The organism is Streptomyces sp. NPDC001606, assembly GCF_053596835.1.
Window position 1 is genome coordinate 1 of record NZ_JBSFHC010000045.1, and the last position, 12,106, is coordinate 12,106.

10 protein-coding genes and 2 pseudogenes are annotated in these 12,106 nt (G+C 74.5%); all 12 read right to left on the reverse strand.

Annotated elements, in window-relative coordinates:
* Positions 1-128, reverse strand: a pseudogene (locus tag ACWCV9_RS37500) (2-oxoacid:ferredoxin oxidoreductase subunit beta); the annotation flags it as partial.
* Positions 112-831 carry a pyridoxamine 5'-phosphate oxidase family protein gene (locus ACWCV9_RS37505; protein ID WP_450793499.1) on the reverse strand — a complete coding sequence of 240 codons (720 nt, stop codon included), beginning with the start codon at positions 829-831 and terminating at the stop codon, positions 112-114. The pseudogene ACWCV9_RS37500 and the gene ACWCV9_RS37505, both read right to left, overlap by 17 nt.
* Positions 832-891: 60 nt before the next feature.
* Positions 892-2,268, reverse strand: a complete 1,377-nt coding sequence (locus ACWCV9_RS37510) for a lysine N(6)-hydroxylase/L-ornithine N(5)-oxygenase family protein (protein WP_450793501.1) — start codon at positions 2,266-2,268, stop codon at positions 892-894.
* A gap of 53 nt (positions 2,269-2,321) precedes the next feature.
* Positions 2,322-4,304, reverse strand: a complete 1,983-nt coding sequence (locus ACWCV9_RS37515) for an FAD-dependent oxidoreductase (protein WP_450793503.1) — start codon at positions 4,302-4,304, stop codon at positions 2,322-2,324.
* Entirely contained in the window at positions 4,297-5,889 is a 1,593-nt protein-coding gene (locus tag ACWCV9_RS37520; protein WP_450793505.1) for a methionine--tRNA ligase, read from the reverse strand. Before ACWCV9_RS37520 ends, ACWCV9_RS37515 begins: the two co-directional genes overlap by 8 nt.
* The gene (locus tag ACWCV9_RS37525; protein WP_450793507.1) at positions 5,886-6,191 is read right to left on the reverse strand and encodes a cupin domain-containing protein; all 306 of its coding nucleotides are present in this window, start codon (positions 6,189-6,191) and stop codon (positions 5,886-5,888) included. The genes ACWCV9_RS37520 and ACWCV9_RS37525 overlap by 4 nt, the downstream gene beginning before the upstream one ends.
* Before the next feature lie 87 nt (positions 6,192-6,278).
* On the reverse strand, positions 6,279-7,151 hold the full coding sequence (gene ddaH / locus ACWCV9_RS37530; protein WP_450793509.1) for a dimethylargininase: 873 nt from the start codon (positions 7,149-7,151) through the stop codon (positions 6,279-6,281).
* Positions 7,152-7,227: 76 nt separating this feature from the next.
* Positions 7,228-7,923, reverse strand: coding sequence for an SDR family oxidoreductase (locus ACWCV9_RS37535; RefSeq protein ID WP_450793511.1), 696 nt, complete (start codon positions 7,921-7,923; stop codon positions 7,228-7,230).
* Positions 7,924-8,032: 109 nt separating this feature from the next.
* Positions 8,033-9,067: a hypothetical protein gene (locus tag ACWCV9_RS37540; protein WP_450793513.1), complete on the reverse strand. Its 1,035-nt coding sequence runs from the start codon at positions 9,065-9,067 to the stop codon at positions 8,033-8,035.
* Between the two features lies 1 nt (position 9,068).
* Entirely contained in the window at positions 9,069-9,980 is a 912-nt protein-coding gene (locus tag ACWCV9_RS37545) for a dihydrodipicolinate synthase family protein (protein WP_450793515.1), read from the reverse strand.
* A gap of 45 nt (positions 9,981-10,025) precedes the next feature.
* Positions 10,026-11,084, reverse strand: a complete 1,059-nt coding sequence (locus tag ACWCV9_RS37550; protein ID WP_450793517.1) for an NAD(P)/FAD-dependent oxidoreductase — start codon at positions 11,082-11,084, stop codon at positions 10,026-10,028.
* Positions 11,081-12,106 (reverse strand): annotated as a pseudogene (locus ACWCV9_RS37555) (2-oxoacid:acceptor oxidoreductase subunit alpha); the annotation flags it as partial. The pseudogene ACWCV9_RS37555 and the gene ACWCV9_RS37550, both read right to left, overlap by 4 nt.

Here is a 12,106-nt window from a genome sequence, read left to right on the forward strand (position 1 = left end):
CCCAGTTCCGGCATGAAGCCCTGCACGGCGGCCAGGATCGCGTAGTCACCGCAGCCCGGGCACCAGCGCACCTCCTGATCCGACTTGAAGTCCTTGGGCCGGAGGGTGAGTTCAGTGGTGGTCGGCATGGGTCTCTTCCTCAGGGATGGGCGTTCCATCGGCGGGGGCCCCGGCGCGGCTGCCGGCGCGGGCCAGGACATGGGCCGGCGCCTCGGCGTCCGGGCCGAGCAGCGGGTCGGGCACGGGGGTGCCCCAGTGGGTGGTCAGCGGCAGTACGCCCGCCCAGAGGCCGAGCGCGGCGTCGGGGCCGTCGCCGTCGTCCGGCGGGCCGGAGCGGGTCTTGACCGAGGCCTCGGTCAGCTCCAGGGCCAGCAGCGCGGTCGCGGCCAGCTCCTTCCGGCTGGGCCGGCGCGCGTAGTCCCACTGCCCGGGCGCGCACCTCTCGGTGAGGGCGCGCAGCCCGCGGAGCTTCTCCTCCGGGTCGGTGACGGCGCGCGGAACGCCGTACACCATCGCGGAGCGGTAGTTGACGCCGTGTTCGAAGACGGAGCGGGCCAGCACGATCCCGTCGACGTGGGTGACGGTGACGCAGACGGTCGCGTCCGGCGCCCGCAGCAGGCTGCGGCTCGCCACCGAGCCGTGCAGATAGAGGGTGTCGCCGGCCACGCCGTACACCGTGGGGACGACCATGGGGGTGCCGTCCACGAGCACCCCCAGATGACACAGGAAGCCCGCGCCGAGCACGGCGTCGAGGTCGGCGCGCCGGTAACTTCCCTTGTGCCGCATCCGGCGCAGTCGGGTGCGTTCGGTCTGCGCCAGCTCAGCGGTCATCGATCCTCGGTCCTTTCCTCACAAAGGGGCAATCACGGGAGTCACATCACGGAGACCCGGTCAGGCGGCCGCCGCGGTCGCCGGAGCCGCCGTCGCGGTCCGCCGGGTGCCGGCGGCGCGCCGGGCGACCAGCGAGGCGCAGATCTCCCCGGCCCGGACCGCCGCCATGGACAGCAGGTTCGAGGTGATGCCGTGCGTGTGCTCGGTGCCGCCCTGGAGGTAGACGGCGGCGGAGAGGGTGTCCGCGGTGTCGATCCGGTAGTCGCGGTGGACCCGCAGCCGGCCCTCGGCGTCGCGCCGGAACGCCGTGCCCAGCTCGCCGAGGAGCCGTACCGGGTCCAGCTCGGTGTAGCCCGTCGCGTACACCACGGCGTCGGCGTCGAGCCGGTCGGTCCGGCCGGTGGCCAGGTCGCGCACCTGGACGGTGACCCCGTCGGCGGACGCGTCCAGCGTCTCCACCCGGGAGGCGCCGAGGATGCGCAGCCGCTGCTCGCCGCGGACCTTCTCCTGGTAGGCGCGCCGGTACAGCTCCTGGATGAGGTCGATGTCCACGACGCCGTAGTTGGTGTTGCGGTGGTAGTCCATGAGCATGCCGCGCACGGCGGTGTCCGCCCCGTGGTACAGGTCCACGGCGGCCGGGTCGAAGATGCGGTTGGCGTACGGGCTGTCGTCGGCGGGGCTGTAGCCGTAGCGGGACAGCACCGCGCAGACTTCGGCGCCCGGGTAGCCGGTGTGCAGGTGGTCGACGATCTCGGCGGCGCTCTGGCCCGCCCCGACGACGACGAAGCGGCGCGGGTCGGACTGCGGGAAGGCGTTCAGCCGGTGCAGGAACTCGCTGGAGTGCCAGACGCGGTCGCCGGAGACCACCCCGTCGGGCAGTCTGGGCACCAGCCCGGTGGCCACGACCAGGTTGCGCGCCCGGTAGGTGACGGTCCCGGAGCCGTCCGCGGCGACGGCCGTGACGTCCAGCTCGCCGGTCCGGCGGCCCTGCCCGGCGGCCGGCCGTACGGCCCGCACCTCGGCGCCGTAGTGGACCATGTGGTCCACTCCGTCGGCGCACCAGCGCAGGTAGTCGTGGAACTCCTCGCGGGAGGGGTAGAGCACCTTGTGGTTGATGAAGTCCACCAGCCGGCCGCGGTCGTGGAGGTAGGGCACGAAGCCGAACCGGCTGCGCGGGTTGCGCAGGGTGGCCAGGTCCTTGAGGAAGGACACCTGCATGGTCGCGCCCTCGAGGAGCATGCCGCGGTGCCAGCCGAAGGCGGGCTGCCGCTCCAGGAAGACGGCGGTCAGCCGGTCCTCGGGGGAGGCCGTCTCGTTGTACTCCTCCACGGCGATGGCCAGGGCGAGGTTGGCCGGACCGAATCCCACGCCGACGATGTCGTAGACGGGCGTGCGCGGATCGGTCGCGGACCGGTCGGTCGCGGACGGGTGGCTCATGGTTCAACGGCCTCTCGGGTCGGTTCTCGGGTACGTCGGTACGGCGGCCCTCGTCATCCGAGGGCCTCCAGCACATGGGCGGCGACGAGTTCCCCCGCGGCGGGGGCCGTCTTGAATCCGGCGCCGGACCAGCCGGTCGCGAGCACGACGCGGCCGCCGGGGGTCGGCGGGCCGACGAGCGGCCGGCCGTCCCGGGTGAAGAGGTCGACGCCGTGCCGGCCGTGCAGGAACCCGGCCCGGTGCAGCCAGGGCCAGCGGCGGGCGGCCAGCTCCCTGATGTGCTCGGCCTGGGCCGCGGTGACCGTGTCCCCGCCGCCGGGCGCGACATCCCACTCGTCCACCGGACGGCCGGTCAGATAGCCGCCCGCGGCGGGGCCGCCGTGCTGGGGGCGGCCCCACACCCCGGTGACCAGGTCGCAGACGGTGGGCTGCCGGGCGGCGTCGGGGTGGGCGAAGAAGGCGTACCGGATGCGTTTGGTGCGCGGGCCGGTGTGCGGCACGGGGGCCGACAGCGCGTGCCCGGCGATGCGGCCGGTTCCGGCGCCGGTGGCGAGCACCACGGCCCGGGCCCGGACCTCGCCCTGTTCCAGCAGCACGGCCACGCCGTCGGGGTCCCGCTGGTCGATCCGGCGGGCCCGGCCGGCCAGGACGACGGCGCGGTGGGCGGCGGCGCGGTCGCGCAGCGCGAGCGCGGTGACGGGCGGGTCGGCATAGCCTCCGCCGGGCTCCCACACCGCTCCGGCGACGTCGTGCACGGCCAGTCCGGGGAACCGGGTCCGCAGCTCGCCGGGGTCCAGCAGATGCGCGGTGACTCCGGCGGCGGTCAGCTCGGCGACCCCCTTCTCCGCCTCGGGCAGGTCGCCCTCGCCGAGCAGCACCAGGGAGCCGGTCCGCCGGAACCCGGTGGGCGGGTGGTCGCCGTCGGTCCCGCCCCAGGCCAGGGCGTGGCTGCGCAGGGCCAGTTCACGCAGGGCCGGGTCGGGCTCGTAGGCGCGCACCAGCCCGCCGGAGTACCGGGTCGCCGCCGGGTCCGCGGCCGAGGGCGCGGTCATGCCGACGCGCAGTCCCTGCCGGGCCAGCACGTCCGCGGTCGCGGCGCCCACGACTCCGGCGCCGACGACCAGGACGTCGTACACCCGGCCGTGCCAGAGCCCGGGGCCGCGGGCGGGGGTGGTGTCCGCGGTGGCCGGGGGCGGGGTCAGCGGTACGACGTCCCAGCCGGGCCCGGTGCGGCCGGTGCCGGGGCGGGGCTCGCCCTCGGGGGTGAAGGGGTGGCGCGCGTGGCTGCGCAGCAGGGCGACCAGGGCGGCACCGCGGGCCTCGGGGCTTTGGGTGAGGGCCGCGCGGGCGGTGCGGAAGGTGTCGTCCACGTAGGCGGCGGGGCCGCCGCGCAGCCGGGCCACCCGGGCGCTGCCCGCCGCGTCCCCGAGCAGCGCGGCGAACTCGTCCACCGCGCAGTCGTCGGTGAAGTAGAAGGTGCCGCCGAAGCCGTTCGCCCGGCGCTCCCGCGCGACCCGGGCCACACCGGCATGCGTTCCGCACACCACCAGCGCGTCGGCCTCCCCCTCGGCCACCGTGCCGGCCGCTCCGAAGAGCTGGGCCAGGTGGGCGCCGGTGGGGGTGGCGTCATGGGTGACGGCGAGGCGGTGGTGGCCGGCTCGCCGGGCCGCCGCGCGGACCTCGGCCAGCTGGGCGGCGTCGTCCGGGCACCAGCGCAGGGCGGTGCCCGCCGCGTCGGCGAACAGTCCCGGCGCGGTGGCGAGGGGCAACAGCACCGGCAGACCGGCCGCCCGGTAGACGGGCAGCGCCGCCCGGGCGCCCGCGCTGTTGAAGTGGCCGACGACGAGGGCGTACCGGCCGTCGGCGACCACCGCCTCGGCGACCGACCGGGCCAGCGCGGTGTCGCCGCGGTCGTCGTGGAAGTCCCACTGCACCGGCCCGTCCGCGTGGGCCGCGGCACCCTGTTCGAGGAGTTCGCCCCAGGCGGCGCGCGGCCCGGAGAACGGGCCGACGACCGCGGCCCGCACCTCACCCACCGAAGACCGCCCCGGCAGGTACGGCCAGCGGGGTGCCGGGGTCCGGGCAGCGCAGGGCGGCCTCGTCGATGCGGCGCCCGGCGGGCAGCCCGAGCAGGTCCGCGAGGCGGCCGGCGCCGTCCGGCAGCACGGGGGCGGCCCACGCGGACAGCGCGGCGGCGACCGCGAGCTGGGCAGCGAGGGCGGACCGGTGGGCGCCGGCGCCGTCCGGGCGCAGCCGCTCATGGCCGTGCACATGGCCGAAGTCGTCGGCGAGGGAGACGATCTCGTCCAGCAGCGCGACGGCGCGGCGGCTGTCGAACCCGGCGACCGAGTAGGCCTCCCGCAGCTCCGCCACGGTCCGCGTCAGGCGGTCGCGCAGCCGCTCCCAGGCCGGGCCCTGCGGGCGCTCGGCGGGCACGGCGCCGCCGCAGTCGTCGGCCACGGCGGTCAGCAGCCGGTGCAGCCAGCCGTCCCACAGCTCGGCGAGCCGGGCGCGGCTGCGCTCCAGCGCAGCGCCGGTGAAGCTGGTCTCGCGGCCGTTGGGCCGGTCGGCGAGCACGTGGTAGCGGAGCACGTCGGCGCTGGTGCGGGCGAGTTCCTCGTGCGCCCAGATGGCGTGCCGGCGGCTGGTGGAGAACTTCAGGCCCTCCAGCCGGTAGAACTCGTTGACCACGAAGGCCCGGGCCAGCGGCGCCCGGTCCGGGTCGGCGGCCAGGAACGCGGCGGGGAACAGCACCGCGTGGAAGTAGCCGTTGTCGAAGCCGAAGAACTGCACGGGGGCGGGGGCCGGCCCGTCGGCGGCGGTCTCCCACTCCCGCAGATAGCCGGGGGCCATCTCGAACCAGACGTAGACCCGCTGGTCCTGGAAGCCCGCGACCGGCACCGGGACGCCCCAGTCGGAGGGGTGGCTGACGGCGATCTCGGGCAGTCCGGCGGCCCGCATCCGCTCGCACAGGGCGCGCAGGTGGGGCGGCATGTCGACCTGCTCCCAGAAGGCGGCAAGGCGGTCCTCGAAGGGGGCGAGCGGGAAGTACAGCCGGGCCTGGTCGCGCAGTTCGGCCGGGGCGCCGCACACCGTGCACTCGGGGTCGGTGAGGTCGGCGCAGTCGTTGGGCCGGCCGCAGGGTTCGCACGCGTTGCCGTTGCTCGCCGCACCGCAGTGCGGGCAGCCGCCCTTGACGTAGGCCTCGTAGAGCCAGCGCTCGCAGCCGGTGCAGTACGGCAGCGGCCGGGTCCGGGCGACGATGTGCCCGGCGTCGTACAGCTGCTGGAAGAAGTCCTGGATCCGGGCGGTGTAGCCGGCGTCGCGGCGGGGCCGGACGATCGCGTCGAAGTGGGCGCCGATCTGCCGCCACACCGACTCGATGGACGCGCCGTACCCGTCGGCGACCTCCTCGCCCTTGCGGCCGCCGTCCTTCAGGCCGCGCACCGGCACATAGCTCTGGTGGTCGTCCAGGCCGGTGGTGTAGCGCACCTCGGCGCCCTCGGCGGCGAGGAAGCGGCGCAGCACGTCACCGGCGACATAGGGGCCGGCGACATGGCCGAGGTGCAGGTCGCCGTTGGGGGTCGGCGGGGTTGCCGTGATCCATTGCGGGGTGTTCATCCGGTGCTTTCCTTCGGCTCGTGCAGCGGCCAGTAGACGGAGACCCAGCGCAGCTCCTCGTCGTACGGGTTGTGCACGACGTGCTCGTGGTTGCGGGGCAGGACGACGAGGTCGCCCGCGGTGCAGGGCGCGTCCTCGCCGGCGAGGGTGACGGTGCCGGACCCGGCGAGGACGATCATCACCTCGTCCTGGTCGTGGCAGTCCGGGGCCGAGCTGGACCCGGCGGGCAGGAAGCAGGCCATGGCGCCGAGCGGCGGTTCGGCGGCGCCCGGCTGCCAGGGGATGAGCCGCTGGCAGGCCATGCCGAACTCCTCGGCCGCGGCGGCCCGGTCGATGCGGATGGTGGTGACGATGGGAGGGTCCTCCTTGTCGGATGCGGGGGGTGCCGGTCAGCGGGCGTCGCGCAGCTCCAACGTGCAGCACTTGGCGCCGCCGCCGGCCTTCAGCAGCTCGGGCAGGTCGACGCCGATCGGCTCGAACCCGCGCCGGCGCAGCTGGTCGATGAGCCCGGTCGCGGCGCTGGGCAGCACCACGTGCCGGCCGTCGGAGAAGGCGTTGAGGCCGAACACCTCGGCGTCCTCGGCGGTGGCGAGCACGGCGTCCGGGAACAGCTCGCGCAGCACGGCTCGGCTGCCCGGGGTGAACGCCTCGGGGTAGTACATGACCTCGTCGTCCGAGAGCACGGCGAGCGCGGTGTCCAGGTGGTAGAACCGCGGGTCGACGAGGGTGAGTCCGGTGACCGGGACGCCGAAGTACTCCTGGGCCTCGGCGTGCGAGCGGGGGTCGGTGCGGAATCCGGTGCCGGCCAGCAGCCGGCGGCCGACGAGCAGGTAGTCGCCCTCGCCCTCGTTGATGAACTCGGGCCAGTGCACGTCGGTGTAGCCGCGCTCCTGGAACCAGGCGAGGTAGCCGGGGCCCTCGGCGGTGCGCTGGAGGTGCCGGAAGCGGGCGCCGAGCACCTTGCCGTCGACCACGGTCGCGCCGTTCGCCGCGAAGACCATGTCGGGCAGGCCGGGCAGCGGTTCGATGATCTCGACGGTGTGGCCGAGGTCGAGGTAGGTGTCCCGCAGGCGTTCCCACTGGAGCAGCGCGGTGGCGTTGTCGGACGGTTTCTCCGGCTCCATCCACGGGTTGATGGAGTAGCTGACCTCGAAGTGCCGGGGCGGGCACATCAGCAGGCGCCGGGGGGTGGCGGTGCGCGGCCGGGAGGCCTGGGCCCGCGGGGTGTGGGCGGGCGGCGCGATGGGTTCCGTGTAGGGCATGGGTGTCGCCTTTCGGGCACGCGAAAGAGCCGACCGTGCCTGGTGAGGCACGACCGGCTGGGAGTCGAGGGTGGTGTCAGACCGTCCGCTGCGGGACGGTCAGGGAGATCTGGTCCCGCTCGGCGGGCAGGTGGTGCAGGAGGTAGTCGGCGGCGTTCTCCGCCCACTCCTCGGGGGTGGGGTAGTGCTGGTGTGTCTCCGGCATGCAGGTGGCGAGCATGCCGGTGTCGATGCCGCCGCCCGGGTCCAGCGCGACCACGCGCACGCCGGGCCGCAGCCGCGCCGCCTCCTCGGCGACGGCACGGGTGAGGCCCTCCACGGCGAACTTGCTCGCCGTGTAGGTGGCCAGCAGGGCGCGCGGGGTGCGGCCCCAGCCGGAGGAGAGGTTCACCAGGGTGCCGCCGTCGGCGAGGCGCGGCAGGAAGGCGCGCACCATCGTGTAGACGCCGACGACGTTGACCCGCAGGACCGCCTCGAACTCGTCGGGCGGCACCTCCCAGAGCGGGGCGGGCCCGCCGGCGAGGCCCGCGTTGGCCACCACCAGGGCGGGGGCGCCGAGTTCGCGCCGGACGCGCTCGGCCCAGGCCTCGACCGCGGCGGCGTCGGTGACGTCCACGCGGTCCAGGACGTGGGCGGCGGGGTCGAGTTCGGCGGCGAGGCCGGCGAGCGCGGCGGTGTCCCGGCCGCAGCCGGCCACGGGGTGTCCGAGCGCGGCGAAGCGCCGGATCAGGGCCCGGCCGAGGCCCCGGGTCACGCCCGAGACCGCCACCACGGGTCGTCCACCGTCCGCCACGACGTTCCTCCGGTTCCGCGTCGACAAGAGACAGCCGCAGTCTGCCGTACGGCATCCACTGCGGCTACGGCGGTCGGGCGGTGGCCGGTCAGGCGGCGGCGTGGGCCAGGGCGCGGTCGAGGACCGCCGGGGAGAAGCGGGCGGCCGAGGCGTCCGCGAGGTAGGCCAGCGCGGTCAGCTTCGCGTCGGCGGTCAGCGAGGTCCGCTCGTCCAGGCACTGCACATAGGTCGGGTGCACCTCGTACAGCCCGGCCATCGCGAACAGTCCGCTGGCGCCCCAGCGGTACTTGTCCATCAGCGGGTGGAAGTGCCGGACGATCAGCCGCAGCAGCGGCCGGAGCCGGTCCGGGCCGTGTCCGAGGACGCCGAGCAGCTGCTCGATCCGGGTGTTGCCGGCCCCGCGGCCCATGCCGTGCACGGTGCCGTCCGCCCAGGTGGCGCCGGTCTCGGCCGCGACGACCGTGTTGTGCAGGGCGTATCCCTGGTTGTCGTGGGCGTGGATGCCCACCGGCGCGTCCTGGCCGGACCGGAAGAGCCGGACCAGCTCGGCCGTGTGCCCGGGGGTGAGGGAGCCCAGCGAGTCGGCGATGTACACCGCCTCCAGCGGGCCCATCCCGGCGACGGCGGCCAGGCAGCGGTCGAGCTGTCCGGCGTCGGCGAGGCCGATCTGCATCAGGTTGAGGCAGACGGCGTAGCCGGCCGCGCGCAGCGAGGCGACCACCTCGCCCGCCTCGGCGGCTCGCTCGAAGTGGACGGCCAGCCGGACGATGTCCACCGGCAGCGAGCCGGGCGCCAGCTTCCGGGTGAGCGCCTCGCCCACCTCGGCGGCGGGCAGCCCGGTGAGGTCGGCGGCGTCCACCATCACGGCGAACCGCAGCCCGTGGTCCGCGGGCAGCGCGTCCCGCAGGTCCGGGGTCAGGCCGTCGGGGAGCCTGCCGTACGGGCCGAAGCGCTGCTCGTCGGCGAAGCGCACATAGCCCAGCTCCACCACGTCGACACCGAGCGCCGGGCAGACGGCGAGGTACTCCCGCACCAGCTCCGCGTCGAAGTTCCAGTTGGTGTAGTAGCCGCCGTCCCGCAGTGTGCAGTCGAGGACGGTGAGCCCGTCCCGGTTCACGTTCATGTCAGAACTCCCGGATGAGGTCGAGGAGGCCGTAGTAGGTGTGCCGGACCTCGGTCCATGTCTCGTCGTCGAGGGTGTACCGGCTCGGGCCGCGCACCTGGGCGGACTTGATCAGCCCGCGCTCCTTCAGCAGCCGCTTGGCGATGGCGAGGTAGTAGTCGGTGCTGTTCATCATGTGGCACATCAGGTACGACAGCGGGTGGCCGATCCGCTCGGCCTCCGCGCGCCGCCCCTGCTCCAGCAGCCGCCACAGCACGACGACGATCTCGGCGATCTCGGTGGCGGGGATGGTGCCGGCGAGGCCGCGGCGGTGGCAGTCGAGCAGCATCATCCCGCCGTCGCCCTCGAAGATGCGGGCCCGGCCGCCGGTGGCGTCGCGCAGCTCGCTGACGCGCGGCGGGGTGGGCTGCGCCTCCGGCTTGAACAGCACCCGGTCCTCGCCGTACTTCTCCAGCAGCCGGGCCTGCGCGGCGATGGTCAGCGGCAGCTTGGCGAGGCTCTTGGCGTGGTGGACGATCACCGGGATGTCCACCGCCTCGACGACCGCGCTGTAGTACTCGACCATGCCGTCGTCGTCCAGCGGGATGGTCGCGGGGTGCATCACCAGCGCGGCGTCCACGCCCGCGTCCTGGGCGTGCCGGGTGTACGCCACGGCGGCCTCGGGGGTCTCGGCGCCCGTGCTCATCACGGAGACACCACGGCCCTGGGCCGCCTTGGCGCACAGTTCGGCGACCCGCAGCCGCTCCTCGTGGGTCAGCCGCAGCACCTCCGATATCTGGCCGACGACGAAGCCGTCGCAGCCGGCGTCGAACATGTGGTCCGTCTGGGCGAGGAAGCCGTCCTCGTCCACCGCTCCGCCGTCCGTGTAGGGCATGAGGACGACGGGCAGGACGCCCTTGATCTGCTGTGCCATGAAGTCTGTCTTCCGGTTCGGGATCGGGTGGGTGGGGCGGAGCCGTCAGCGCCGGGCGGTCAGCCGGGCGGTCTCCTCGGCGGCCCAGGGCGCCATCTTGAAACCGCCGCCGCTGAAGCCGGTGGCCAGCAGCAGACCGGGGTCGTCCGGCAGTCTGCCGACCCGGGCGCGGGGGTCGGGGGCGTAGCACTCGGCGGCCCGCAGCGCGCCCAGCGGCTCGCTGCCGGCCGCCCAGCGAAAGCGTGCGGAACCGGCGGCCACGGCCCGGGCCGACTGGGCGGGGTCGGCGGGTCCGCCGCCGGAGCGGGCCGGCACGCGCTGCCCGGTCGGGTGGCCGAGGAGCATGCCCGCGGTGTCCGGGTCGGGCCGTCCGTTGACGTCGTGGACGTCGTCCATGTAGGCGGGGTGTCCGGTCACCGGGGCGGCCGGGCGGCGCAGTTCGACCTGGATGGCCTGCGCCCACAGGTCGTGCGGCACGCCCCAGGCGTCCAGCAGCCGCGGGGTGTCGGCGCCGGTGGCCAGCACGACGGTGCCGGCGGTCAGGTCGCCGGCACCGGTGCGCAGTCCGTGGGTGCGTCCGTCCCGGCGCAGTACGCCCGTCACCTCGACGCCCTCCATGACCCGGCCGCCCTTGGCGCTCCCGGCCCGCAGATAGGCGCGGGTGACGTCCAGCGGGTCCAGGTATCCGGCCTCGGGCTCCCATACGGCGCCGGCGACGGGGGCGCTCAGCAGATGCCCGAAGCGGCGCTCCGCCTGCTCGGGCGTCAGCCACTCCATGGGCGCCCCGGTGCCGCGCCGGACGAGGTCGCGGGCGTAGGCGTGCCGGTCCGGGTGGGGCACGTAGAGGAAGCCGCTCTCGGTGAACGGTACGTCGATCCCGGTGCGGGCGGCGAAGTCGCGGAAGTGGCGCCAGCCGGTCAGGGCACGCTCCACCAGGACCGGGTCGTCGTGGTAGCAGCGGACGATGCCGCCGCTCCACGCGGTGGTGCCGAGTCCGCAGCGGTCGCGTTCGACCAGCAGCACCCGGGCGCCCCGGTCGGCCAGTTCGTGGAAGACGGCGGCTCCGACGACCCCGCCGCCGACGACCACCACGTCCCAGGTCACAGGAACTCCTTGAGTGCGTCGGCGAGCTGCTCGGCCTTGAACGGCATGCCGTTGACCTGGTTGTAGGAGTGGGCGTCGACGAGGTATTTGGCGCGGATGAGGGTGGCGAGCTGGCCGAGGTTCATCTCGGGGATGACGATGCGCTGGTAGCGGGTGAGGATCTCGCCGAGGTTGTGGGGGAAGGGGTTGATGTGGCGTAGGTGGGCCTGGGCGATGGAGTGGCCGGTGGCGCGCAGGCGGCGGACGGCGGCGGTGATGGGCCCGTAGGTGGAACCCCAGCCCAGCACGAGGGTGCGGGCGTGGTCGGGGTCGTCGACCTGGAGGTCGGGGACGGCGATGTTGTCGATCTTGGCCTGGCGGGTGCGGACCATGAGGTCGTGGTTGGCCGGGTCGTAGGAGATGTTGCCGGTGCCGTCCTGTTTCTCGATGCCGCCGATGCGGTGTTCCAGGCCGGGGGTGCCCGGGATCGCCCACGGCCTGGCCAGGGTGTGGGGGTCGCGTTTGTAGGGCCAGAACACCTCGGTGCCATCGGCGAGGGTGTGGTTGGGGGTGGTGGCGAACTGCACCCGCAGGTCGGGCAGTTCGGTCAGGTCGGGGATGCGCCAGGGCTCGGATCCGTTGGCCAGGTATCCGTCCGACAGGAGCATGACGGGGGTGCGGTAGGTCAGCGCGATCCGGGCGGCTTCCAGGGCGGCGTCGAAGCAGTCCGCCGGGGTCTGCGGGGCGATCACCGGGACCGGGGCTTCGCCGTTGCGGCCGAACATGGCCTGGAGCAGGTCGGCCTGTTCGGTCTTGGTGGGCAGGCCGGTGGAGGGCCCGCCACGCTGGATGTCCACCACCAAAAGCGGCAGTTCCAGGGAGACGGCCAGCCCGATCGTCTCCGACTTCAAGGCCACGCCGGGGCCGGAGGTGGTGGTGACGGCGAGCGAGCCGCCGAAGGCCGCGCCGAGGGCGGCGCCGATGCCGGCGATCTCGTCCTCGGCCTGGAAGGTGCGCACGCCGAAGTTCTTGTGCCGGGACAG